A 24,097-nucleotide genomic window follows, 5' to 3' on the forward strand; every position below is an offset into this window, starting at 1 on the left:
GGTTCAACCTATTATACAGTTATCAGCGTCAAACGTTTCTTTGAACGTTGTGCATGAGCAATCAATAGTAATAGTATTATCCCTGCTCATTTGTCTTTGGTATGTGTAAATCATGTCTGCACCAATAAGGTAGGTAATTCTTCGCATACCTTTATCAGTTATTTCAAAATCAAATGAGTAACGGTCATTAGCCCGCGGATTTGCAAGCCTACAAATCGCATAATCATCAATAATCGCCGTGTACTGCTCTTTGAGCCCGATTGCGCGGTCATTTAACTCAAATTCACTTCCCGTCCCTGTTGGAATAATACTATCAAGTTCAATACTGTTTTGCGCGCACGTCCATAATTCAGCATGTATTAAATCAGTGTTGAGCAGTTCCTTTTCAATTTGAAGCGTGAAAAGGGGTATGTCAATAACGCGGCCATTATCGCTTGGCTCACCAAATGAGAACAAAACTGATTTTACATTATCGCCACTTACTGCTTCAGTGAGGATAGGGATTTGACCCACATCCATACCAATTGCAACCGGGTTTTCTGTGTTTACTGCCTTGCTTTGCAAGAAGGTCAGTTTATTTTCTGAGAGCAGGCTTGTTGCGTACTCACGATTAATAATAGGCACGTCAATGCGCGCACGGGAAATGAAATTTGCACGCCCATACGCTTGGAATTTTGCTTCGTACAGCCCCATGCTGCCGCCTTCGTCAAGAATGCTCAAACACCATGACATGGGTGTTGCTTCTGTTTTAAGAGGGGTTGTGTCATACACAATTGATTCATAACACTGCCTGTTTGCATAACAATCACGCACTCCTTGTGAGCATCCGTCGCATGTTTGATTTTCACCAATTAAAACGGTTCGACACGTTTTAGTTGAAGGCGTTGTTGGAGGGAGGTCGTTGAAAAAGAGCTTTTCAGGCTCGTTTGTATCAGTATTGCACTGGAAATCAACGCCAACAATATCACAAATGTTTGATGGCGTTGTTGGATACACACAGGCAAAGTTTGTTTGCACATCCATTGCCACGTTTCCTTTATTTGTTACTTGTAACTGAAAGCTTATGGGTATTTGTTCACGCCATCCATTAATGGAATCAAATGGGGTAATAGAAAACGGTCCCATAGAAAAATCAACACTCGTGCTGCGTGTTGATTCCTGGCCTGCAGCGTATTGTGTTTCCCACACTTGTTTAACCTGAGTTCGCACTGCAAGCACTTCGTCCTCGCTTTTTGCTGAACTGCTTGCTCCAAAGAATCGTGAAAGAATTTCTGACACAGACGTTGAACTGCTAAATTGTGCTGAAAGACCGGGCTTTCCTGGAGTTCCTTCCCATAATGGTTTTAAAAAATTGTCCTGAATTGAAGGAAATATGAGCATAATAGCAATAAGTGCAATAAGACCCAGGATAAGCAGTTTAAGAATTTTGCTAACACTGCTTCCACCACTTCCTGCTTCTTTGACGGTGATATTTGTTGGTGCTGTTTGTCCCCGTGTATTCATCCCCTACGTCCCCACTTTTATTACTCCCAATACATGCGCATAGTTCCAATTCTAAAACGTCCTGTGCTGCTGCTGATGCGAACACGATTTGCTCCTGCGCTTAAATCCTCACGTTTTACATTCAACCAGTTATCTCCGGTAACCAGTTGTGATGGCGCAAACCAGTATCCTTTGTTATTGAAAATAACATCAAGACCGCCTGCTTCAGTAATTTCTTCAACAGAAAACACTACGGTAAAATTTCGGGCGCCTGCATAAATAGTGTTTGATAGGTTAAAGTAGAACGTTATATTGCTCTCTTCACTTTCTTTTTCAAAGGTTTGCAAAGTGATATCCGAGAGCGCGTATGATGCTCCGGGTTCAACAAGAAAGTCAATAAGATTTTGTCCCTCTGAAAGGTCAACACTGCTGAGCGAACCGCGAATAAAATACTGCTCATCACGTGCAAAAGGCGCTTCCTCATATACAAGCACGCCATTAACGCTCACCCCCAGATTTGCTGTGTTGTTTGAGCTGTCAATGCTAAAGAGCAATTTGTAGCTTCCTCCCTGGCTTTCTGAGCGCGTGATGGTGACCTCGCGTGTGTCTTGAGGATTAACTAAAGCATATGACACTTTTATAATTTCAAGGTCAAGCAGTTCGCATTTTTGCTGCTTCCAAAATGCGAGTCCATGCCATTCACATGAGATTTCAAGCGCGTCACCGCTTATTTTTGATGCGTCAATTGCAAGGTTGATTTCCTGATTTCGTAAGATTTCTGAAGAATAAATGGCTATGTTGTTGCTGCCAATTTTAAGAACAGGCGTGCCAATCACATCACCAATTCTACCCGTGACACGCACGAACGCGTAATCGCCGGGAATGAGGGTGCTTAGCTCACCTTTAAAAAGTATGTTTGCCGTGAGAACGGCAGTTCCCTTTTCCCATATCACTTCTTCAACAGGAGGGTATGCTAAGTCCATTGCTTCAAGTTCGTGTTCCCGAAGAAGCGAGCCTGTTTTTTTCCCAATATACCCTATTTCACGCGAAAAAATCTGGTTTGTTGACTCACTAATCTGGGGCGGTTGGGTTTGGTTTTTCTCCTCTTCATTGAGTCCTAATAATGACAAGCGCTCTGTTGGCGTTACAAAAAGCAAGTAAAACATGAATAGCCCTAGTACCACGAATAAAATGACCGCAACACCTGCTTGTCCGTGTTTCATACTGGGTAAATAGATATGCTTTTTAATTGATAAAAAGGTTGTGTTGCACATGCGCATAGAAGCTACGTTAGAGTACGTTCCAAAGAATGTTCAAAATATTCTTGTAGCGCAAGGAATAACTGAGCTTCGCCCGCCCCAAGCCCGCGCGCTTGAAGCCGGTCTTTTTGAAAAGAATCTTGTTATTGCTTCACCAACAGCATCAGGAAAGACCCTGATTGCAGAGATGGACATTTTAAACATGGTTCTCAATAAGGACAAGAAAGCGGTGTATCTTGTGCCCCTTCGTTCACTTGCAAGCGAGAAATATGCTGATTTCAAAAAGAAATACAAAGACATTCTTGACGTGTCTGTGTCCATGGGTGACCTTGATTCAAAAGACACGTTTCTCAAACACGCGGATATTATCATTGCAACCAGTGAGAAAATGGACTCCCTGCTTCGCCATGGCGCGCCATGGCTTTCGCAGGTAGGGTTGCTTGTTGTTGATGAAGTGCACTTGCTTGGTGAAGAAGCAAGAGGACCAACATTAGAAGTATTGCTCACCCGCCTTAAAACAGCTCTTCCAAAACTCAAAATTCTTGCGCTAAGCGCGACAATCAAAAATGCGCATGAAATAGGTAAATGGCTTTCAGCAGATATTGTTGAGAGCACGTACCGGCCTGTTGAACTCAAAGAAGGTATCATGTTTGATAATTGCATAGACTTTTTTGACAACAACACGCTTTTTGTGTCTGCAAGACGAAATGAGCCCAGTCTTGATGTAGTGCACCACACCCATGAGCAGGGAAAACAATCACTTGTATTCGTGTCTTCGCGAAGAAGCGCAGAAACGTTTGCACAAAAAATTAAGCTCATCCTCTCAGAAGAACAAAGCAAAAAGCTTGCAGCACTCTCACAACGCGTGCAAAACGTGCTTGAAAAACCAACAAGCCAATGCGAAAAGCTCGCAACCTTTGTAAAAAACGGTGTTGCGTTTCACCACGCAGGACTCTTAAATGAGCAGCGAACCCTGCTTGAAAACGCGTTTCGCGACGGCACGCTTAGTGTTATTGTTGCAACGCCCACGCTTGCCATGGGTGTTGACTTGCCTGCGTTTCGCGTGATTGTCAAAGACTTGAAACGCTACTACGCGCGCGAAGGCTTTATGGACTGGATAAAAGTTTTAGAATACAAACAACTTGCCGGGCGCGCAGGACGGCCAAACTATGAAAAATGGGGTGAAGCAATCACGTTTGCCACAACACGCGAAGAAAAAGAACTGATTTGCAGCAAGTTTGTGCAGGGCGAAGTTGAAGAAGTGTATTCAAAACTTTCTCACCAGCCAACACTGCGCATGCATGCACTCGCGCTTATTGCCCAAGAAGTTATTACTGGCGAAGAGAGCGCGCAAGCCTTTTTTGAGCAAACCTTTTATGCAACCCAGTATGGAAACCTAGACCAATTGCAGGCAACGCTTCGCATGGTGCTTGATGAGTTACAAGGATTTGGATTTATCACGTATCAGGGCAGCACTATTAGCGCCACTCGCCTTGGTCTTCGTGTTGCACAACTCTATCTTGACCCTATCTCAGCGCACACGCTCCTGCAGGCAATTGAGGCAACAAAAGGCGCGCGAGAAGTTGAACCAATTGCGCTGCTTCACGCGATTTGCATGACTCTTGAAATGCAACCCTCCTTGCGACTCTCACGAACCGATTATTCACGCCTTGCAGAAAACTTTGAATACGACCAGAACAAACTGCTCTATCCTGTTCCCCCTCCCACCTCATTTGATTTTGAAGATTATATTCGCGCCTACAAAACCGCGCTGCTTCTTGAAGACTGGATTGATGAAATTACAGAACAAGGCATTCTCACTAAGTTTCGCGTGCTCCCCGGCGACCTTCGCTGGCGTGTAAACAACGCTGACTGGATATTATACTCGCTTGCTGAGCTTGCCCGCGTGCAGGGAGCAACATACCTTCTTTCCCCCATACAGCACGTGCGAATCCGCATCACGTATGGCATTAAAGTCCAACTCCTGCCTCTTGTGCAATACGCAGGTATTGGGCGCGTGCGGGCACGCACACTCTATGACGCTGGCATACGAACCGCTGTCCAGATTAAAAGCGTGCCATTACCTGATTTGGAACGCTTACTTGGACCAAAAATCGCCACAAAACTTAAATTGCAAGTAAGCGAAAAAACTCCCCAAAGGCCCCAAAACGAGCAAGAACCACAATCAGATTTAAATAAGTATGTGGGATGAGAGGACACGTATAATGAACACGCCAAACCATGTTGGATTTATTATTGATGGTAACCGCAGGTGGGCAAAAGCACGCGCAAAAACCGCGATTCAAGGACACAAAGCAGGCTTTGATGTATTTGACCCTATCTTGCGCCACGCTGACAAAAAAGGCATCAACCATATCACGTTCTATGTGTGGAGTCTTAAAAACGAGGCAGGAAGAAGCAAAGACGAGCGTTCAAACATTTTTGGCCTTATTGTTAAAGCACTTCATAATGTGATTAGAGAAGCAAAAAAGAATGAAGTGCGCATCCAATTTTTTGGCAGATGGCAAAACGCGGTTGAAGTCAAAAAAGAAATTGCGCAAATGATTGACGAAACCAAACATTTTACCAAAAAATCGCTTAACTTTTGCTTTATGTATGACGGACACGCAGAAATTGCTGATGCGTGTCAAGCAATAATTGATAACGGTATAACTCAGGTTGATGAAAAAACAGTAAAAGCACACTTGTACAGCAAAGAGGTGCCCCCCCTTGACTTGATTATCAGAACCGGCATGAATGATGGTGTACGACTGTCGGGCTTCATGCTCTGGGACGCGTCATATACTGAGCTTATTTTTCATGACATATACTGGCCCGACTACACTGCAGAACAACTTGACGCAGACCTTGGCGAGTTTGCACGCCGCAACCGCAGATTTGGCGCATAACTAGGGTTATTTAGTGTGGGTTTAACATAAACTTTAAATAATAGTGTATGCATTACACTAAATAACAAAGTGTGGAAAGTACAATAACGTGATATTTGATGACAACAAATAATGATTGCTTACTTACTGACCATTACCAGCTTACTATGAGCGCAGCGTATTACACAAAAAAACTCACAGACAAAAATGCAACATTTAGCTTGTTTGTGCGAAAACTTCCAGAAAACAGAAATTTTCTTGTTGCAGCAGGACTCGAACAAGCGCTAGACTATCTTGAAAATCTGCATTTTGAAAAAGAACATATTGACTGGCTCTCAAAACGGCCTGAATTTGCTCACGCTGATAAAACATTTTTTACAGAATACCTGCCAAATTTTAAATTCTCTGGAGCAGTTCGTGCGGTTAGTGAAGGAACACCTATTTTCCCAAACGAACCGATTCTTGAAGTAACCGCACCTATTATTGAAGCACAACTTGTTGAATCAATGCTGCTCTCAACGTTTGCTGGCCAAACAATGGTTGCGTCAAAAGCAGCGCGCATTGTGCATGCCGCTCAAAAAAGGCCGGTGACAGATTTTGGCTTGCGTCGTGCACATGAACCCCATGCTGGACTATATGGTGCGCGTGCTGCATATCTTGCGGGTTGTGCTGCAACGTCAAATGATCTTGCTGGTTTCTTGTGGGGTATTCCCGTTACGGGTACTATGGCACATTCATACATTCAAACCTATGGTGACGAAAAAAAAGCATTTGCTGATTATGCAGAAGTGTATCCTGATTTCATGGTTGCACTCATTGACACGTACAATCCAATTGCCGGAGCAATAAACGCGTCAGAACTAGGTGAGCTCCTTAAAGCGGTGCGTATTGATAGTGGCGACCTTGCAAAAAATGCACGAAATGTTCGAAGAGCTCTTGACAAACATGGTCTAAAAGACACAAAAATTGTTGCAAGTAGTGACTTAAATGAGTACAAGATTGAAGAGCTTGTGGCAAGCAAATACTCTCAGAACCGCGGGCCAATTGACCTGTTTGGTGTTGGCACTGAACTGATGGTATCAAAAGACGCGCCAAGCCTAGGTATTGTCTACAAGCTTGTTGAATTTGATAACAAACCGCGCATTAAGCTTAGCGAAGGCAAAGTCACGTACCCAGGAAGAAAACAAATTTATCGCATTTATGATGGACAAAACAGTCATGATATTCTCGCACTTGAAGATGAAGTACTTGAAGGAACGCCACTCTTGCATGACGTTATGACTGATGGCAAACGCATTGACACGCAAAAGTCAGTGCATAAAATTCGTGACTATTGTCTTAAACAACAAGAAAAACTTCCAAGCCATATTCTTTGCCTGAAAAAAACTGAACCCTACAAAGTGCGTGTCAGTCCGCAACTTGAGAAATTAACAAACAAACTTAGTCTAGACTATCACGTGAGCGTGTTTAACCCAACTCGATTTAGAGGTATTACACACTATCCCTGCATTGGAGGTCGGTGGCGAACCCGCACACATTGGGATTCGCTCTATGAGAGGTAACTTGACAATGAGAATAGGATACATGGTTGACGTACAAAATGACTTTATGAAAACTGGCGGTGCACTCTACATTGAGGACGCCGAAAAACTGTTTGAAAACATTCAAACACTCAATAAATTATTTGAAGAAAAAGATATACCCGTCTGGGCAAGTGCTGATGCACATGACCCGCACTCAAAAGAACTTGCACGAAATGGCGGCGTATGGCCAGACCACTGTATGAAAGGCGCGTATGGCAAGGAGTTGTGTGAAGAATCGGGATACATACCACAACTCACGCTCTCTCCGCTTGAATCTGATGCGGGATTGCACGTGAGCGGATATCGCGCAAAAGCAGGGTTTTTACACCATAACCTCCTGCTTGAAAAAGATGAAAATGACATTTTCTCCCATGCTCCATACAACTATCTTTTTGAGGCGCTTGGTTTAATACCACATCCCAATGAGCGTGAACCCGTACAAGCAATTGTATATGGTGTTGCAACAGATTACTGCGTAAAAGATGCAGTGCTGGGCATGCGCAAGCGCGGCATTGAGGTATTGCTTGTCACTGACGCAATAAAAGAAGTCACGCCAGAAACTGGAAAAGAAGCCCTTGCGCTCATGTGTAAAGCAGGTGCAAGAGAAGTGACAACAAATCAGTTGTTGGACTTATTGAAATAAACGCATGTGCACTACATAATAGGTATATGCACACTAAAGAAACATTTGAATAGCAAAAAAACAAAAACAAGATGTAGGGAGCAGTAACAATGCAAAATATAACACTCTTTGATTCAGTGTACATTGTTGACAATCAAGACAAACGCACAAATCCTGAGCACGAAAAAACCCGAGAAACCGTGCTTGCATGGCTTCGTGCTCACGCAAAAAAAGTCATGCAATTGCAAAACAAAGAACTTGGAACTGGCGTGTTTGATGATGCAACAATGGTCATCACTGTTGGTGGCGATGGTACGCTTCTTGGCGCAGCACATTACATCCAAAACAATGCCGTTGTTCTTGGTATCAGATCAACAAGCACAAGCATTGGCCATGTATGCTCTGCAAACCTTGATACAATAGAAAGCTCGCTTAAAAAGTTAGAACAGGGTGAATTTGAAATCGCAGCACTCTCGCGCATCAATGCAATTATTACTGCAAATGGAAACACGTTCACGTGCTCGCATCCTGCGCTTAATGAAATATCTTTTGCAAACAAAAGCACGCCACGACGCATGGTTTACTATGAGCTTGAAACAAATGAGTTCAAAGAATTTCAAGCAGGAGACACACTTATTTTTAGCACGGGAACTGGTTCAACTGCGTACATTAAAGACTTGATTGAACGGGAAAAATATGATGCTTACAGCGGTGAGAGCGATACTTTGCTGTTTGGACTGTATGCGCGCTGCCTTGGAAAAAAACGCTTTGGCGAAATCAAAGATGGATTTGCAAAAGTTACCGTAAAAACTGATGAGGGAGCATACCTTGCAATTGACAGCCAAAAAACATACTTCCTTCAAATAGGCGATTCGTTTACTCTTGCACCTGCACCAAAACTGAGGACACTACATTTTATAACTAATAATTGTTAATCATACACTATGAGTAACCGGGAGACGCCATTGGTAACGACTGATATTATTCTGTTTACTATCCAGAATGATGACTTGAAAGTACTTCTTGTTAAACGTCGTTTTGAACCCTTCCAAGATGAATGGGCAATTCCCGGCGGATTTGTAAAAAAAGATGAAACCCTTGAGCAAACGGCGCTACGCGAACTCAAAGAAGAAACCAATGTTGATGATGTTTACTTAGAACAGCTCTACACGTTTGGCAGTCCAAATCGAGACCCGCGCGGACGAGTAATTACCGTGTCATACTTTGCGCTTGCAAATTCAAAGAACATGCATGTGCAAGCAAGTAGCGATGCAAAAGAAGTCAAGTGGTTTTCAATGTACCGCCTTCCAAAACTCGCGTTTGACCACAAAGAAATTCTTGAATACGCGCTCACACGTCTTAGATACAAACTTGAATACACGGCAGTCACCTTCAAACTTTTGTCTGAAAAATTTACTCTTACAGACTTGCAGCGCGTGTATGAAATTATTTTGAATAAAGAACTTGACAAGCGCAATTTTAGAAAAAGCATTGCAAACCTTGTTAAAAAAACAAATGAAAAAACAGAAGGAGTCTCACACCGGCCAGCGTGGTTGTACGAATTCAAGTTTGAAGACGTGTCAATGGTTCACAAAAAATAAGTTATAGATTTTTTCGCGTTTCTTTTTTGTAACTTTCAACATTTGGCTGGTCAAACGCATTGACTCCAAGTAATTTTCCAAGATACATGACTTCAAGCATTTTAAACATCAAAAACGCGCCAATATTTTCTTCATCAATCACTTCAAGTTCAACACTCAAAAACGGCAAATCCTTTTTTTCAAAAGACGTCTCAGTTCCTGCAAGAATCGCGCCAAGCACCGTATGATATCGCTTTGTCTCTAATTCTTTTACCAGCCCAAAAAGCTTTGGCACGCGCACTCCGCGCGTCACGTATTTGACATTAACAAACGTGGTAATCTTGTCTTTTGGACCGCCAGCAAATAATTGAAACATGGAATGATTATCAATTGAGCCAACGCTCACAATTGGCGTAAAACCCCTGCCTTGTTTTCCAAGGCTTTCACTTATAAGCTGGCGCCACCAATCACCTACTGATTTGAGGTATCCTGAGAAAAGATAGATATTTGCAATCCTTTTTTTCCTATTATAATAATATGAATGAACAATTGCGCTTACTATCGCAGGATTTGATTGCCACTCTTCATGCACACACAAATCTCTCATGGCACGCGCCCCTTCTAGAAGTTTGTCAATATCAATCTCAAGCATGAGTAATGGGAAAAGACCTACTGGTGAGAACACAGAAAACCGTCCTCCCGCAGCAAGAGGTATTGCAAGTGTATGATACCCTTGTTTTTTTGCAACGCGCCATAATGGTGAATTTTTTGTTGTTGTAACAACCACTCGCGATGCGTAAGATGTGTCAAACTCTTTTACGAGTTCAACTACGGCTTGAAAATTTGCTATGGTCTCAGCAGTCAGGCCACTTTTACTTATGGTATTAATTACTACTTTTTTTCCACGTTTAATGTTGCGTTTGAGAATTTGAAACACATCATGCGTGTACTCGGAATCAACGGTTTCGAGAAAAAATACTTTTGGCTTTTTTCTTGATTCATTGTAGAGCGCGCCATTCAATGCTTCATGTATTGCGCGTGTGCCAAGACTGCTACCACCAATACCTACAATAACTAAATAATCTGGCGCGTCTTTTTTAAGATGTTGTGCTATGCGCTTGACGTCTGCTAACATTTTTTTGTTATCAATATAATTAAGGCGCGTCTCTGTTTTTGTCTCTAAATCACGTCTAAACGCTTGTACTGTTTTATGTAATTTTTTTTGACCAGATTCAAACACGCCTGAACTCACCATACTATTGCGATATGAAAAACTAAAGCCCGGATACGTAATTTTTCCTTTTGCGTGTTCAATCACATCCTTGAGCGTTTCAATTGCTTTTTTCGTGTTTGTGTTATGCATTACATACGAGCCTGAAACAAAACTATCAGCTCCTGCAAAATATTCATTGACAATTGTGTAGGGTGTAATACCCCCGTCCACCTCAACAGGCACATCGGGATAATGCGTTTGCAAATAGTTTACTTTGTCAACTGTTTCTTGTAAGAACTCGCTGCCATACCTGCCGGGCTCAACACTCATTACAAGCACGCTCTCAACCGTGTCAAGCAAGGGTTCAATTGCGCTCACTGGCGTTTTTGGGTTGATAGCAACGCTCACGCACCGGTCAGCGTCCTGAATTTCTTTGATGAGCTTTTTTGGATTCTTTGTTGATTCAATATGAAAAATAATTGCATCAACTTTGTGCGCGTGCTTTTTAATCCATGCGTGAGGATTTGCAACCATGAGGTGGGCTTCATAGCTTCCCTTAAAATTGGGCAGAGAAAAATCAAAATCAAGTGATGTTTCTAGCACGAATGCACCATCCATCACATCGAGCTGAATAGCATCAACAAGGTGCATGACTTTTTTGAGTGCGCCATCAAGCTCTTTTTGGTTTTTTGCAATAATGCCTGGAACAATGCTTACCATGATTCCTCTTGTTTTATGATTTTTTTTACCCTGCGCACATGGCGTTTGAGCTTGCTGAAGGTTGACTGCATAAACGCGTCAAAAATTTTTTTTGCTGATTTCTCGCTTGTGTTGCCGCTGCCAAGACATAAAACATTGGCATTATCGTCCTCAACACTTTTTTTTGCGCTAAACACATCAGTACATAATGCTCCACGAATGCCGCTGACTTTGTTTGCTGCAATACACACACCCGTTCCGCTGTTGCATATGAGAACGCCCCGTGCGTTTTTCATGCGAGAAACCACGTTTGCCACAGCAAATGAAATGTCAGGATAATCATCACCCTCCTCGTGCAAAGGGCTTAAGTCAGTACTGTTGTGACCCTGTTTTTTTGCATACGCTTTGAGCACTTCTTTTAGTGCAAATCCTTCATGGTCTGCGCCAAAAATAATATTCATAACACTCCCCCAACAAGGTTTTGCCAGTCTTTTGCAAAGGTGTTAAGGCCTTTTGCAATAAGAGGATGTGAAACCGTCATGGTCTTCCAATCCTTGCTTGTTGTTTGTTTTTTATACGCTACGGGTTTAAGATTTTTGTCATACACAATTTTTTTTGGCTGTTTTTTATGCCATGCAATAAGCACCTGCTTTGGCGCGGTAATACAATCCACCCCCACTTCAATGCACGCATGCACGTGTTCTTTGTGCCTGATGCTTGCTCCAAGAATGCTCACATGTCCGTCTCCTTTTGCGTATGCTCTTTGAATGTTTCGCACTACGTCCATGCCTGAAACACCGGTATCATCAAGACGGCCAATAAATGGCGAAACAAATACCTGACCTTTTTTTGCGCCGCGCGTTGCACTATACACAGCGCGTGCCTGTTCTTGGGTGAAAACAAGCGTCATATTAACGCGCAACCCCTCCTTAACTGCGTAGTGCGCTGCTTTTAGTCCTTCTTTTGTAGCAGGAAATTTGATATGGGCATTACTAATCCACGTGTTCATGAGTCGCGCCTGCCAGAGCATTTCTTTGTACGTGGTTCGCGCATCAGCATACACTTCTAATGAGATTGAACCTTTTTTGATACGTTGGCTGATTTCTTTTGCAATGCGTTCGTATTCCCCAAATAATGCTGCGGGCGTGATTGACCCTTCTTTTTGCATGCGCGCTTGCACGCGCGGATTTTTTGCAATAAGTGAGGGATTTGTGGTTTGTCCGTCAAGAAAGCCAAGCGCGCGCTTCACTATTCGCGTGTCTGTTGGGTTTCCGCTGTCAAGAAAGATGCGCGTTCTCATATTGCTTTTTTCACCGCGTTGATAATGCTTTGTTTTGAGATTCCTTCATAATCAAGTAGCATGCGGGGCGCGCCGCTTTCAGGGATTTTTGTGACAGCAAGGCGGTGCATGTTTGCAAAGGCGTGCATGTCGCTTAGTGCGCTGTCAATTGCGTCACCTAATCCGCCCTCAAGAAAATGGTCTTCAACGGTGATAAGTGCTTTAGTCTCTTTTGCTGCGCGAACAATAGTGGGTACGTCAAGGGGTTTTATTGAGTACGCATCAATCACGCGCACTATAATGCCTTCTGCTTTAAGCGCTTCATATGCGCCAAGCGCCTCATGAACCGTGATGCCTGCGGCAATAATGGTTGCTTTATCCTTGCTGCTCTCTTTTAATATTTTGCTCCCTCCAACATGAAACGCATCCTGTTTTGTGTAGAGCACCGGCGTGTCCATGCGCGTTGTTCGAAGATAGGCAATTCCTTTATGTTGTGCTGCACGCTCAACAAGCGCACGCATGCTTACTGCATCACAGGGGTAGAGCACTACGCTGCCAAGAATTGAGCGAAACATAGCAATGTCTCCAAGACCCATTTGAGACGGCCCATCCTGGCCAATGCTCACGCCCGCATGTGAGCCCACGAATTTGATGTTTGCCCGGGCATACTCGCTCATGCGAATCTGGTCATGCGCGCGCGCAAGAAACGCAGCAAACGTTGAGACAAACGGGATTTTACCGCGAAGCGATAGTCCAAGCGCGGTGCCAACCATGTTTTGTTCTGCAATAAACATTTCAAAAAAACGTTCAGGGTAGCATTTTGCAAAATCCTTTGCATAGGTTGAATTACTCACTTCAGCGTCAAGACAAACAATGTCAGGGTAGCGAAAAAAGATTTCTCCAAGACTTGTGCCATATGCTTTTCGCGTGGCAACCATGTCACCGCGCTTGTACAAAATAGGCTTGACCTTTCGTGCTCGCGCCTGTTTTGGTTTTTTCTTTTCTGGAACGCGTATGTGTCCCACCACGCTTTTGTCAATGCCGCCAAGTTCAACGAGTGCGCGAATAAACTCATCTTTGTTAAGCACTTTGCCATGCCATCCTTCTTTGTCTTCGAGAAATGACACGCCCTTTCCTTTGATTGTTTTTGCAATAATCATAACAGGTTTTCCTTTGAGGCGTAATGCTTTTTCGTATGCAAGACACACTTCCTCAATGCGGTGGCCATCAACTACAATCGTGTGCCAGCCAAACGCTGCAAGCACGCGCTCAAAACGCGATACGTTATGACCCCACATAGTCTCGCCGCGCTGTCCAAGACGGTTCACATCAATAATGCCTATAAGATTGTCAAGTTTGTAGTGCGCGGCAATTTGTACTGCCTCCCACACCGAACCTTCACTCATTTCACTATCTCCTAAGAGGACAAATACGCGGTAGGGGAGTTTGTCAAGATACTTTGCATTCAATGCTTTACCCACACCAATACTCAAACCTTGACCCAATGAACCCGTGGGGGCTTCAGCATACGGAAAATCAAGCGAGGGATGTCCTTCAAGACGACTTCCAAAATGACGCAAAGAAAGCAGTTCTTTTTCGCTTACTTTTCCTGCAACCGCCCACAACGCATAGAGAAGAGGAGATGCGTGTCCCTTTGAAAAAATAATGCGGTCATTATTCTCGTATTGGGGATTATTTGCATCATAGCGAAAATATCCATTAAACATAAGACAGGTCATGAGTTCAACTGCTGAGAGAGATGATGTTGGATGACCTGAGCCTGCGCTTGTTGTTGATTCAAGAATATAGTAGCGAACCAGTTTTGCAAGCTTTGCAAGCGAGAACACGTTACTCACACTATCCTCTCCATACCTATTTTTGCGCGCTGCCTTGTTAAAAATTCTTTGGACGCTACGCACTGCTTAACCCACAACTTTATTAATAAAATACGTTTTTTATGTCCGCATGAAACGCCGTGTTACGCACGTTCTTGACCGTGTTTGGGAGTTTTATTTTAGAGAATACAAAAAACTCTTTCTCATCCCGCTCATGCTTCTTGTGTTTTTCTCAGCAAGTTTAGCATACTCAAAAATCACCACTGGCGAGTTCTTCCAAAAAGGCGTATCTCTTAAAGGTGGGTACTCGGTTACAATTGAAACCTCATATCAGTTTGATGCTGACCTGCTTGCAAAACAACTCACGCAAGCAGGATTTTTTGATGTTGACGTGCGCACGCTAAATGACGCGTTCACAAGCGGGATTAGCGGTTATGATATTACGAGCGAGTCGGAACTCACTGCAGAAACAATCAAAACATTCTTCCAAAACACCTATGACCTTGCCCTTGATGATGCGCATCTCTCATTTGGGTTTCAAAGCGCCACTATTGCAACTACGTTTTTTAGACAAGCCTCAGTTGCGCTTATCATTGCATTTGTGCTTATGGGCGCGGTTGTGTTTTACTATTTTAGACAGCCTGTTTCTTCGTTTAGCATTATTTTCTCAACGCTCTCAGACATCATTGCAGTGCTTGCCACGCTTAACTTGCTTGGCATAAAACTAAGTGTTGCAAGTCTTGGTGCGTTGCTTATCATTATTGGTTACTCCGCTGACAGCGACGTGCTTTTAGCAACAAACATTCTCAAACGAAAAGATGCACCACTCAAAGACCGAATCAAGCGCGCAATCAAAACAGAAATTGTTATGGACGTTGCAGCACTTTCCGTGTACGCTATCATGTTTGTGTTCTCAAACGTGCAAATGATTCGCGAAATTGCGCTGGTGCTCTTGCTGGGCATTGTGTATGATGTCATAAACACGTGGCTTGGTAACGTGGTGTTTCAGAGAGTAGTAGAGGAGGGACGACAATGAAACGAATAGTTACTAATTACAAACTCCTCCTTCTCTTTATTGGCGTTATCTTTGCTATTGCTGCGATTAACCCGCGCATTGATACGAGCGGCGTGTATGTTGTAAGCTCTGGAGCGCCGCTTGAACAAGACCTTAAAGGTCACACTATTGTTGCAATCAACAATCACACCATTTATTCTCTTGATGATTATCATGACGCGCTTGCAAACATTGCGCCAGGAGACACAGTACGAATTACCACAACACAACCCACCTATCCATTTATGTATGATACTATTGAAGTCTACCCCTTTCTTGCTGAAGAAAAAGAAAACCAGACCTGGATTGGCACGTACGTTTCAAAACCACCCTCATCAAATCTCATGTTCGGTCTTGAACTGAGTGGCGGCACAAAACTGATTCTCAAACCAGATGAGACACTCTCACCCACTCAATTTGAAAATGTATTAAGCATTCTTCGCGAACGCCTTGACTTGTTTGGCGTTAAGGGAGCGGGTGTTTCTTCAATTACTGACTTGAGTGGCGAGAAATTCATCCAAGTTGAGCTTGCAGGCGTGACAAGCCAGGAAGCGCGCGACTTGCTTGAAAAAGAAGGAAAGTTTGAAGCAAAAATCAGAAACGAAACCGTATTTACCGGCACTGATATTCGCGACGTGTGCATTTCTGGCGTGCAATGCACCATGACCTTGCAAGCGCGCGGACTCACGCAACAAGATTTGTACTGGGAGTTTGCATTTGGCATTTCAATCTCGCAACATGCAGCAGACTCTTTTGCAAACATAACAAACCAGATTGAAACCGAGTTTGAAAACGGACAAGAATACGTGAACGCGACTATTGATTTTTACATTGATGACGAGCTTATTGAAGACGCATCACTGCGCATTCCTGCATCAATTAAGGGGATTGCTCTTACTGACCCGGTTATCACGGGCGGTGCGCAAACAAAAGAAGAAGCCCAGCAGGAAATGCGCTATTTACAGTCTATTTTACAATCGCGAAAACTGCCTGTCAAACTCAACATTTTAAATGTGCAAAGCGTATCGCCAACCCTTGGCAAACAATTTATTGAAAACATTTTCTTCATATTTATTATTGCCATTCTTGTTGTTGATGTAATTATTGCAGCGCGCTACAAAAATATCAAACTCGTTGGCGTTACCATATTTGTTTCGCTCTCAGAAATTTTTATCACGCTTGGCGTTGCAGCCCTTATTAACTGGAATCTGGATATTGCATCAATTGCAGGCATTATTGCCAGTGTGGGAACTGGCATTGACGACCAAATCGTGATTCTTGACGAAGTTAAAAACAAGCATTCAGACGCGCAAATCACGCGGCGAATTAAAAAAGCGTTCTTTATTGTGATTGCTGCCTTTGCCGTGAGTATTGCTTCAATGATACCGCTTTTATTTGCAGGAGCAGGACTCTTGCGGGGTTTTGCAGTTACAACTATTATTGGTTTGTGCGTTGGCGTGTTTATTACCCGACCTGCGTTTGCAGAACTGGTTAAAATGGTTGAAGGAAAAGAGTAAGTGTAATCACTTATTTGAGTGATTTAATTGCCTGCATTAAGTCGCCGTTTGTTTCTTCAAGTGCTTCTCTTGCTTTGGTTTTTGATACGCCTGCTTTTTCAGCTACGAGTGCGATATCATCTGGGGAAATTTCAATTTCTTCTTCAAGTGACTCGTCGTGCTCGTCTCCTTTAATTTGAAATATGACTTCGCCCATCACGCTCATCTTGGTCACGTCAGGATTGTCAAGAACAATTTTTTTGTCATGCGTAAAGATTTCAACACGCACCGCGTCAATAGGCTGCATGTTCATTTGCTTCATTAATTTTTTCATCTGGTTTGGATTAAACATGAATCAATCACACGATATTTAAACCGTAAAACCCCTTATTAACATTATGCTTCACCGGTTCAACCACATTCTTCGCGAAGAGTACCGCCACATCTCGCCGGTGTTTGTTCCTTCTATTGCGCTTTTCTTGTTTTTTCTTGGCTGGGGCGTGATTGGGCCGTTTTTTACTATTAATGCAAAACAAATTCTTGTCACCCCGTTTCTTGTGGGCGTGTTCACGTCCTTGTGGGGTGTGATTCGTTTTGTTACTGATTTTTTTGTCGGCTCGTTTGTTGATATCAGTGATGCAAAAAAGCTGGTGACTATCTCATTTTTTGGCTATGTTCTAGTTGGCTTTGGCTACTATTTTATTGACACACCCCTGCTTCTTCTTGCGTGGCGCGTTGTGCACTCACTTTTTGGCAGCGTGCTTTGGGTTGGCTTGTGGGGGTATTTGCACAAGACAATTCCCTCACAATATCGTGATGAGGATTTAACGTTTCAGTCTATTGCTCGAACCATTCCCTCTATTTTTGCGCCATTTCTTGGCGCAATTATCTTCACGCTCTCAAACCCGAAAAACGTGTTTCTTGTTATGGCTTTGTTTAGCACGTTTGCAGGCATTATCTTTTTGTTTCGGGCAAAACCGGCACGCTCAGTGCGCGCAGTTACGGTAAACACTATTATACAAAGAAATGTGAGCATGATACGCTCTTTTCGCACGCGTTTTGCTTTTGTTGGTTTAATGCTTCTTGGCGTTTTTCTCATAAGCGGCGCGTATGGCACGTTTATCCCTATTTTTCTTTTTGACGCGGGCTTTTCTTCAATTATCATTGCGCTTGTTGCTGTTGTGCAGAGCATTCCTATCTTTTTTGCGCTGCCCGTAAGCAGGTATGCTGATAAGATTGGCAGAAAACCTGTGCTCTGGTGGGGCATTATTCTTCTTATTACTGCACTTCTTGCGCTTTCTGCTTCCAGTTCTCTTGCGGGCATTCTTGGTTCAGTACTGTTGCTGGGTTTTGCGTTTGCTATTATCACACCAACAGCAAACGCGCTTGTTGGCGACATGGCTGTTGATGGTGAGCAAGGAGTGATTGCGGGTATGGGTGAAATGTTCAAAGACCTTGGCGCGCTTTCAGGACCATTTCTTGGCGGACTTATTATCAGCCAATTTAATTTCAGTGCACTTCTTATGATTCTTGCGGTGGTTGCAGGACTCTTGCTTGTTATCACTTTCCGCTTTCACGAACAAAAAATTCCTCTTAATCTTAGCCTTGGTTTAGCAAAGAAATGAGAAAAAAAGAGAGTTGAGAGAATTGCCTTACTTTGTTCTGTTATGTAATTTCTTGCCCTGGCTTGTTAGGCTTCGAAGCGCACGCTTGCGGCTGTTTGTTGACAAAAGCCATTGTAAATTCTTGTCAGTTATGACTTGCGGATGGTAGGGGTCTACAAGAATGACTTCAAACCATGTGTAGTGTCCGTCATCGCCAACCCAGTAACTGTTCAAGACTTCCAGATTAGGATGCTTTCGCGAACTGCGTTCTTCAGCAATAAGCTGCAAACTCTTTCGTGGCGAGTACTTAACCTGGCCTGTTTTTTTCGGCTTCCTGCCAGAATGCAGTTGTGGTCTTTTTCTTCCGCCTTTCTTGATTTTTACGCGTGCAAGAACAAAACAATTCTTTGCGCGATACCCAAGACGGCGCGCGCTTGCAATGTTTGACGGTCGCTCAATACGAACAATCGTGCCTTCTTTGCGCCACGTTTGCAAAAGCTGCTTGTATTCCTCTCGATTGTTTTTAAGAGGGCTTTTCCATATTTCTTTGAGATACTTATAAAATCCCATGTTTTATCACCATTTATGCTCATCGAACTGAATCGAATCAACGCGCGGTTATCTGCAAACTAATTGCTTAACCCTTTTTAAAAGTTATTATCGTTTTGTAACTGTCCGCAACGTCTAAACTATCCAGAAAGTGTCGGGAAATAGCAGTCGGCAAACAGTAACAATTTTCTGTAGAAGGGACTATTACTACTTGCGCAGCTTTGCAAGGTGGTGCTGCATTATACCCACCATATCATTGCCCTTGCTCTCGTCAAAAAGAAATGAATCATCATGCCTGAAAAAACGTGCTTCAAGCTCGTCCGCAATTTTTTTAGCGGTTTCATACAGTTCTTGGCGAATCTTCATCGTGTTTTTTACGACATTATTAATCCGTGTCTGACTTGCAAGATGATGGTTTGGTCCGATAACAACAAGAATCTTCTTTTTTTTACTACGTGCCATAACCGTTGCATCCATCTCGTAGCCCATATCCTTAAACACTGAGCGTGCGCCCTCATACGTTTTTGACTTTCCTTGTGACGTAAACGCGTGGTAATCCCCCCGTGTGATATCAATTACTTCAAGATATCCTGCAATAAGCGAACTTATTTCTTTTAATTTGCCCCCGTGCAATTCTGGCTCTGAGGCAACTAATAAACCGCTGTTAATAACCATGGTAAGAAAAATGTCTGTTGTAAAACCACGAATTGCCATAGGTTATGTTAAGCGCGCATGCATTAAAATCTGTTTCTCTACTCCTCTTAATTAGTGGACGCGTACAATACTATTTTTTTTAAAGTATGATTCTTCTTTAAAAGTGATATGCACATCCCCCAACGTGGCGGTCTTTGTCCCACCTGTAAATTACAGGCACACCAGGGCAGGCCATGCCCGTTTGTGCACATTCTCTCACGCGACTTATCAGGCATTAAAGATTTTATGAGCACGTCACCGCCAACCATTTTTGTTGGCAGATACAACTATCCTGACGTGAACGTTGGTGTTATGTCACCAATTAATTATGAGGGAGATATAGCAACTCTTGATAATCACTATACGTGGTTTAAACAAGGGCTTGGCGTGTCAGAAATTGCCGCACTTCGAGGCGAGCTTATTAATTCGCGAATCACGTCAAATGTGAAACGCGCGCAAAAAACTGTTGGCACATTTCAGGAACTTGCCATGGCAAAAAAGGAAACTGACCTTGAAATACATCTTAAAAAGAGTATTGCTTATCATCCCCAAACGTTTGCAAACGCGGCGCCCATGGGGCCAAATGTTGAGCTTAAAACGGTGCGGCTTGCAGAAAACGTGCGCGTTTTAAAACCCATAGAAAAAGCGTATTATGATATTGACCTTAGAGCAACTGACGCGCTTGGCATGCTCTACAAAAAAGGCATTGATGAGCTTAAACTCGCGCGCATTCTTTCAGGAGGTATTCTTGGCGTAAAAACGCAGCGTAAACTTGTGCCAACGCGGTGGAGCATTACTGCTGTTGATGACACTCTTGGAAAGCAAATGATTCACAACATCAAAGCATTTCCGGGCATTGATGAGTATCGTGTGTTTTTTGGCTCGCAGCTTGGAAACCACTATGCAATTGTATTGATGCCTGGACCGTGGTCCTACGAATTGTTCGAGTTTTTTGAAAACCCACACAGGGGTTTTACTACCGACTATGAAAGCCCGTTTGGCAGAACATCCTACGCGTCACAAACTGCTGGAGGCTATTATGCGGCGCGCCTTGCAATTCTTGATTACCTGCAAAAAAATAAGCGCTGTGCGCGTGCGCTTGTTTTGAGAAAGATTACGCGCGACTACTTCCTGCCGCTTGGCGTATGGCAGGTGCGCGAGAACATGCGAAAAGCTTTCAATTTTGAACGCCGATTTGACACACTTGAATCAGGGCTTTTATACGCAAAAACGCTTCTTGGCATTGACCCAACACCAGTTCTAAACGCGAGCAAACTCATCGCCGCTCACAAACAACCAACACTTAACACATATTTCTAAGAAATGTTTATTCTAGTGATTCTTCAATCCGTTTTTGGATTTCTTTTCTTCTTCTTGGATTGAGTGCCACTTGCAATCCATAATTCGTTTTCTTTTGAATTAGTAATCCTTCTTTTATGAGTGTTTTCCCGTTTTGTAGATAATCTCCACTAAGATATGCCGGAACTCCTTTTTTTAAGTGCTCGAAATCAGTGTGTTTTCCGCCCCAGACCCGACGCCGATTGAGTCTTGTGAGTATATCATCTTGGATTTGTTTGTCTGTTAAGATTATTCTTCGTTTCGAATCGTGCACGTGTATTTTAAAACATCTACCTATTAAAGGTTTATTATACTATACTTTCAAAGGGTAAATTTATATACCTTATAACGATATACCGTTACTATGGAGAAATCTGTTCTCGTTGAATATCTAGGAGATAGTCCTATTATTAGAATTGTTGATTTTTTAGTAGAGAACAAATTATTTGACTATTCTAAAAAACAAATTATGGAAGAAATAAACCTATCAAAAGCCACCTTCTTTAAATATTTCCCTAAATTGGAAAAGATAGGTATGGTTAAAATTTCTCGGGTGTTTGGTAAGACGAAACTATACAGAATAAATATGAGTAGTGCTGTTGTTAGCAGCATTATACAGTTGGAATTAGCATTAGCTAAAGAATATGCTGATAACGTTGATGCTCAAATTTTAAGTTTATCTTGAATAGGTATCAGGGCTGTGGTCAGTATCTATTAATGTTTAAGCACTTTTTAAACCAACACGTTAATAATTGTTTTTATCCTTTCTAACAACTAGTATGAATCTCACGGACGTTGCGCGCGTTATTGTTGCACTCAGCATCACACCCCTTACTGATACGCTTGTGCTTCGCGTGTTTTCTGCAGGCGTGTACGCGCTTGTTGGGCTCTTTGTAGTATCGGTTCTCAATAAATTTATTCGTTCAATCTTACGTGACAAAGAAGTCGCCTCAATGTTTGCACGCGTTGGCATAACCCCCCACATTCTTGATTTTACTGCAAACATTATCCGCTATTACCTTTACTTTATTGTTTTACTCGTTGTGCTCGGACGCCTTGGCGTGTCAAGCGTGCTTATGGACATTCTGGTGTTTGTCCTTATTATTGCAGTGGTTGTTGCAGCAGCACTTGCACTAAGAAATATTATACCAAACGCAGCAGCAGGAATTTATATCTCATCAACAAACATTATCAAACGAGGAGATTCAATAGAAGTTGCAGGCGTGAGCGGCAAAGTTCGTGAAATCGACCTTGTTCACACAGTTCTTGACAAGAACAAAAGTGAAAAAATTATTATCCCAAATACAATGCTCATAAAACATAAACTCATCAAGAAGTGAAGACCTATGGTAAAAGCATACATCCTTGCCACCGTTAAACCGGGAACAGAAAGTTTTGTTGCAGAAAAACTCAACCGACTCAAAGAAGTTGAAGATATAGACATTGTGTATGGGGACTATGACATCATCTTCAAAGTGAAGACAAAAACCCTAGAAGACTTGCGCTCATTTACTGTTGAAACGCTCAGGCGCATCAAACACATCCAGAACACGACAACGATGATAACAACATAATGATACTTGAACAATACCTTCAACCCGTGTATGATGCAGTAATTAGTATCACGCAGCTCTACGGCTTGCCCGGCTTTTTTGTTGCAATGATACTCCAATCAATTATTGCACCAATACCCTCAGAAGCCCTTCTTATTCTTGGCGGTGCAAGCTTCGGCTGGTTGTGGGGGGGCATTATTGGCAGCCTTGGCGAAACAGCAGGTGCTGTAATTGGGTTTTATATTGCACGAAAAGGAGGCAGACCCGTTGCAGAACGCTTTCTTGGCAAAACCGTGTTTGATTTTGCAGACAAATGGTTTGACTTGTATGGCGCAAAAGCAGTTATTATTGGCAGGCTCATACCAGTAGTCCCTTTTGATGCGGTAAGCTATGGTGCGGGCATGACAAAAATAAAATTCAGCGTTTTTATCATTGCTACTGCAATCACAAGCTTTCCTCGCGCGTTCTTTTTTACCCTGCTTGGTGATTTTGTTGCAGACACCATCCTGCGCGAAGGATTTATCAGCGGGTTTAACAAAGCATTCATCCTTATTGGAAGCATTGCCCTCACATTGTTTGTCTTCCAGCACGTGATTTCGAGAAAAATGAAAAAACAACCACTTATCTCATTCTCAAAAATTCGCGGATTTGCTAAAACATACCTGACAAAAAAGAGCAACAGGGATGAAGAGCAATGAACATACTTGTTTTAAGCGCGCACAGTGATGATGCCATTCTTGGCGTTGGCGCAACTATGGCAAAATACGTTGCAGAAGGACATCGCGTGCTTGTTGTGATTTGCTCAGCAGGAGAATCATCACCCGCATGGGCGCGTAACAAAAAAGAGCTGGTCAAAACACGCATTAATGAGGCAATTGCCGCAGACCACGTGCTTGGCGTTACTGACACTATTTTTCTTGGACAAAAAGACACTAAACTTACCTCGCGCCGCGATTATCTGAGTAAAAAAGTTGCATACCTGTTTGAGCGCTACAAACCCCAAAAAGTGTTTGTCCACCACGCAAACGACCTGCACCCGGACCACCGCGCCGTGTTTCTCGCGTGCAAGCGCGCTCTTGAAAAAACACGGCTTGAAACCGAAGTGTACGGTTTTGAAGTCAACTCGTGGTTCACGCCGTTTGTTCGCGAAAACCAAATCATGATTGACGTGAGCGCGTACCATCATAAAAAAATGGAAGCACTCAAACACTTCCCCTCACAACAATACCTCATCTACATTCTCAAACCATTTCTCTACGTCAAATCCCTCTACTATGGTCTCGTGTACGGCTTTAAATATGCAGAACAATTCTACACCTACACAACACCAAACTAACGAAGAGTTTATGAGTACAAACCACCCCCAAAAA

25 protein-coding genes are annotated in these 24,097 nt (G+C 42.9%); 15 read left to right on the forward strand and 10 right to left on the reverse strand.

What is annotated here, in order from left to right; translation table 11 throughout:
- Positions 1–3: 3 nt before the first annotated feature.
- Both COT72_05130 and COT72_05135 read right to left on the reverse strand, forming a co-directional pair.
- Entirely contained in the window at positions 4–1,503 is a 1,500-nt protein-coding gene (locus COT72_05130; GenBank protein ID PIN99633.1) for a hypothetical protein, read from the reverse strand.
- A 20-nt stretch (positions 1,504–1,523) separates the two neighbouring features.
- Positions 1,524–2,762 (reverse strand): hypothetical protein, encoded by a 1,239-nt coding sequence (locus COT72_05135; GenBank protein PIN99634.1) that lies wholly within the window; start codon positions 2,760–2,762, stop codon positions 1,524–1,526.
- On the opposite strand from COT72_05135, the gene COT72_05140 reads away from it, so the two are divergent.
- The 6 genes from COT72_05140 to COT72_05165 all read left to right on the forward strand — a co-directional run bounded on the left by COT72_05140 (position 2,755) and on the right by COT72_05165 (position 9,435).
- Positions 2,755–4,953 (forward strand): hypothetical protein, encoded by a 2,199-nt coding sequence (locus COT72_05140; GenBank protein ID PIN99635.1) that lies wholly within the window; start codon positions 2,755–2,757, stop codon positions 4,951–4,953. The genes COT72_05135 and COT72_05140 overlap by 8 nt on opposite strands.
- Positions 4,943–5,650, forward strand: coding sequence for a di-trans,poly-cis-decaprenylcistransferase (uppS, locus tag COT72_05145; GenBank protein ID PIN99636.1), 708 nt, complete (start codon positions 4,943–4,945; stop codon positions 5,648–5,650). The genes COT72_05140 and uppS overlap by 11 nt, the downstream gene beginning before the upstream one ends.
- 98 nt (positions 5,651–5,748) lie before the next feature.
- A complete protein-coding gene (locus COT72_05150) occupies positions 5,749–7,191 on the forward strand; it encodes a nicotinate phosphoribosyltransferase (GenBank protein ID PIN99637.1) in 1,443 nt (480 codons plus the stop codon).
- Positions 7,181–7,855: a hypothetical protein gene (locus COT72_05155; protein PIN99638.1), complete on the forward strand. Its 675-nt coding sequence runs from the start codon at positions 7,181–7,183 to the stop codon at positions 7,853–7,855. Before COT72_05150 ends, COT72_05155 begins: the two co-directional genes overlap by 11 nt.
- A gap of 89 nt (positions 7,856–7,944) precedes the next feature.
- A complete protein-coding gene (locus COT72_05160; GenBank protein PIN99639.1) occupies positions 7,945–8,769 on the forward strand; it encodes a hypothetical protein in 825 nt (274 codons plus the stop codon).
- Between the two features lie 9 nt (positions 8,770–8,778).
- On the forward strand, positions 8,779–9,435 hold the full coding sequence (locus tag COT72_05165; GenBank protein ID PIN99640.1) for an NUDIX hydrolase: 657 nt from the start codon (positions 8,779–8,781) through the stop codon (positions 9,433–9,435).
- 1 nt (position 9,436) lies between these two features.
- Here the strand turns inward: COT72_05165 and COT72_05170 are convergent, their stop codons facing one another.
- The 4 genes from COT72_05170 to COT72_05185 are packed head-to-tail and all read right to left on the reverse strand — an operon-like array spanning position 9,437 to position 14,452.
- A complete protein-coding gene (locus COT72_05170) occupies positions 9,437–11,347 on the reverse strand; it encodes a hypothetical protein (GenBank protein PIN99641.1) in 1,911 nt (636 codons plus the stop codon).
- Complete coding sequence (locus COT72_05175; protein PIN99642.1) at positions 11,341–11,787, reverse strand: ribose-5-phosphate isomerase; 447 nt, start codon at positions 11,785–11,787, stop codon at positions 11,341–11,343. Before COT72_05175 ends, COT72_05170 begins: the two co-directional genes overlap by 7 nt.
- Positions 11,784–12,626, reverse strand: coding sequence for a transaldolase (locus tag COT72_05180; GenBank protein ID PIN99643.1), 843 nt, complete (start codon positions 12,624–12,626; stop codon positions 11,784–11,786). The genes COT72_05175 and COT72_05180 overlap by 4 nt, the downstream gene beginning before the upstream one ends.
- Positions 12,623–14,452, reverse strand: coding sequence for a transketolase (locus COT72_05185; protein PIN99709.1), 1,830 nt, complete (start codon positions 14,450–14,452; stop codon positions 12,623–12,625). Before COT72_05185 ends, COT72_05180 begins: the two co-directional genes overlap by 4 nt.
- 118 nt (positions 14,453–14,570) lie before the next feature.
- Here COT72_05185 and COT72_05190 point away from each other — a divergent pair, with 118 nt between their 5' ends.
- Both COT72_05190 and COT72_05195 read left to right on the forward strand, forming a co-directional pair.
- Positions 14,571–15,476, forward strand: coding sequence for a hypothetical protein (locus COT72_05190; GenBank protein PIN99644.1), 906 nt, complete (start codon positions 14,571–14,573; stop codon positions 15,474–15,476).
- Entirely contained in the window at positions 15,473–17,011 is a 1,539-nt protein-coding gene (locus COT72_05195; protein ID PIN99645.1) for a hypothetical protein, read from the forward strand. The genes COT72_05190 and COT72_05195 overlap by 4 nt, the downstream gene beginning before the upstream one ends.
- 10 nt (positions 17,012–17,021) lie before the next feature.
- Here COT72_05195 and nac read toward each other — a convergent pair whose 3' ends face one another.
- A complete protein-coding gene (gene nac, locus COT72_05200; GenBank protein PIN99646.1) occupies positions 17,022–17,342 on the reverse strand; it encodes a nascent polypeptide-associated complex protein in 321 nt (106 codons plus the stop codon).
- Between the two features lie 46 nt (positions 17,343–17,388).
- Between nac and COT72_05205 the strand changes: the two genes are divergently transcribed.
- Positions 17,389–18,615 carry a hypothetical protein gene (locus tag COT72_05205; GenBank protein PIN99647.1) on the forward strand — a complete coding sequence of 409 codons (1,227 nt, stop codon included), beginning with the start codon at positions 17,389–17,391 and terminating at the stop codon, positions 18,613–18,615.
- Positions 18,616–18,642: 27 nt separating this feature from the next.
- Here the strand turns inward: COT72_05205 and COT72_05210 are convergent, their stop codons facing one another.
- Both COT72_05210 and COT72_05215 read right to left on the reverse strand, forming a co-directional pair.
- Positions 18,643–19,164: a 50S ribosomal protein L15e gene (locus tag COT72_05210; GenBank protein PIN99648.1), complete on the reverse strand. Its 522-nt coding sequence runs from the start codon at positions 19,162–19,164 to the stop codon at positions 18,643–18,645.
- A 186-nt stretch (positions 19,165–19,350) separates the two neighbouring features.
- Positions 19,351–19,857: a hypothetical protein gene (locus tag COT72_05215; protein ID PIN99649.1), complete on the reverse strand. Its 507-nt coding sequence runs from the start codon at positions 19,855–19,857 to the stop codon at positions 19,351–19,353.
- 108 nt (positions 19,858–19,965) lie between these two features.
- Between COT72_05215 and COT72_05220 the strand changes: the two genes are divergently transcribed.
- A complete protein-coding gene (locus tag COT72_05220; GenBank protein ID PIN99650.1) occupies positions 19,966–21,156 on the forward strand; it encodes a hypothetical protein in 1,191 nt (396 codons plus the stop codon).
- 7 nt (positions 21,157–21,163) lie between these two features.
- Here COT72_05220 and COT72_05225 read toward each other — a convergent pair whose 3' ends face one another.
- A complete protein-coding gene (locus COT72_05225; protein ID PIN99651.1) occupies positions 21,164–21,448 on the reverse strand; it encodes a hypothetical protein in 285 nt (94 codons plus the stop codon).
- 90 nt (positions 21,449–21,538) lie between these two features.
- Here COT72_05225 and COT72_05230 point away from each other — a divergent pair, with 90 nt between their 5' ends.
- From COT72_05230 to COT72_05250, 5 genes are all read left to right on the forward strand, one after another.
- Complete coding sequence (locus tag COT72_05230; GenBank protein ID PIN99652.1) at positions 21,539–21,859, forward strand: hypothetical protein; 321 nt, start codon at positions 21,539–21,541, stop codon at positions 21,857–21,859.
- Between the two features lie 94 nt (positions 21,860–21,953).
- Complete coding sequence (locus COT72_05235; protein PIN99653.1) at positions 21,954–22,514, forward strand: hypothetical protein; 561 nt, start codon at positions 21,954–21,956, stop codon at positions 22,512–22,514.
- Positions 22,515–22,520: 6 nt separating this feature from the next.
- Positions 22,521–22,748 carry an AsnC family transcriptional regulator gene (locus COT72_05240; protein PIN99654.1) on the forward strand — a complete coding sequence of 76 codons (228 nt, stop codon included), beginning with the start codon at positions 22,521–22,523 and terminating at the stop codon, positions 22,746–22,748.
- Positions 22,748–23,425: a hypothetical protein gene (locus COT72_05245; GenBank protein ID PIN99655.1), complete on the forward strand. Its 678-nt coding sequence runs from the start codon at positions 22,748–22,750 to the stop codon at positions 23,423–23,425. Before COT72_05240 ends, COT72_05245 begins: the two co-directional genes overlap by 1 nt.
- Positions 23,422–24,063, forward strand: coding sequence for a hypothetical protein (locus tag COT72_05250; GenBank protein ID PIN99656.1), 642 nt, complete (start codon positions 23,422–23,424; stop codon positions 24,061–24,063). The genes COT72_05245 and COT72_05250 overlap by 4 nt, the downstream gene beginning before the upstream one ends.
- Positions 24,064–24,097: the final 34 nt, after the last annotated feature.

The sequence above is a fragment of the archaeon CG10_big_fil_rev_8_21_14_0_10_43_11 genome, assembly GCA_002763265.1.
Classification (GTDB): Archaea; Nanobdellota; Nanobdellia; order PEZQ01; family PEZQ01; genus PEZQ01.

Coding starts and splice junctions, on each gene's coding strand:
- COT72_05130 (PIN99633.1), bottom strand. CDS start 1,503: ATGAATACACGGGGACAAACAGCACCAACAAATATCACCGTCAAAGAA.
- COT72_05140 (PIN99635.1), top strand. CDS start 2,755: ATGCGCATAGAAGCTACGTTAGAGTACGTTCCAAAGAATGTTCAAAAT.
- COT72_05135 (PIN99634.1), bottom strand. CDS start 2,762: ATGCGCATGTGCAACACAACCTTTTTATCAATTAAAAAGCATATCTAT.
- uppS (PIN99636.1), top strand. CDS start 4,943: ATGTGGGATGAGAGGACACGTATAATGAACACGCCAAACCATGTTGGA.
- COT72_05150 (PIN99637.1), top strand. CDS start 5,749: ATGACAACAAATAATGATTGCTTACTTACTGACCATTACCAGCTTACT.
- COT72_05155 (PIN99638.1), top strand. CDS start 7,181: ATGAGAGGTAACTTGACAATGAGAATAGGATACATGGTTGACGTACAA.
- COT72_05160 (PIN99639.1), top strand. CDS start 7,945: ATGCAAAATATAACACTCTTTGATTCAGTGTACATTGTTGACAATCAA.
- COT72_05165 (PIN99640.1), top strand. CDS start 8,779: ATGAGTAACCGGGAGACGCCATTGGTAACGACTGATATTATTCTGTTT.
- COT72_05170 (PIN99641.1), bottom strand. CDS start 11,347: ATGGTAAGCATTGTTCCAGGCATTATTGCAAAAAACCAAAAAGAGCTT.
- COT72_05175 (PIN99642.1), bottom strand. CDS start 11,787: ATGAATATTATTTTTGGCGCAGACCATGAAGGATTTGCACTAAAAGAA.
- COT72_05180 (PIN99643.1), bottom strand. CDS start 12,626: ATGAGAACGCGCATCTTTCTTGACAGCGGAAACCCAACAGACACGCGA.
- COT72_05190 (PIN99644.1), top strand. CDS start 14,571: ATGAAACGCCGTGTTACGCACGTTCTTGACCGTGTTTGGGAGTTTTAT.
- COT72_05195 (PIN99645.1), top strand. CDS start 15,473: ATGAAACGAATAGTTACTAATTACAAACTCCTCCTTCTCTTTATTGGC.
- nac (PIN99646.1), bottom strand. CDS start 17,342: ATGTTTAATCCAAACCAGATGAAAAAATTAATGAAGCAAATGAACATG.
- COT72_05205 (PIN99647.1), top strand. CDS start 17,389: ATGCTTCACCGGTTCAACCACATTCTTCGCGAAGAGTACCGCCACATC.
- COT72_05210 (PIN99648.1), bottom strand. CDS start 19,164: ATGGGATTTTATAAGTATCTCAAAGAAATATGGAAAAGCCCTCTTAAA.
- COT72_05215 (PIN99649.1), bottom strand. CDS start 19,857: ATGGCAATTCGTGGTTTTACAACAGACATTTTTCTTACCATGGTTATT.
- COT72_05220 (PIN99650.1), top strand. CDS start 19,966: ATGCACATCCCCCAACGTGGCGGTCTTTGTCCCACCTGTAAATTACAG.
- COT72_05230 (PIN99652.1), top strand. CDS start 21,539: ATGGAGAAATCTGTTCTCGTTGAATATCTAGGAGATAGTCCTATTATT.
- COT72_05235 (PIN99653.1), top strand. CDS start 21,954: ATGAATCTCACGGACGTTGCGCGCGTTATTGTTGCACTCAGCATCACA.
- COT72_05240 (PIN99654.1), top strand. CDS start 22,521: ATGGTAAAAGCATACATCCTTGCCACCGTTAAACCGGGAACAGAAAGT.
- COT72_05245 (PIN99655.1), top strand. CDS start 22,748: ATGATACTTGAACAATACCTTCAACCCGTGTATGATGCAGTAATTAGT.
- COT72_05250 (PIN99656.1), top strand. CDS start 23,422: ATGAACATACTTGTTTTAAGCGCGCACAGTGATGATGCCATTCTTGGC.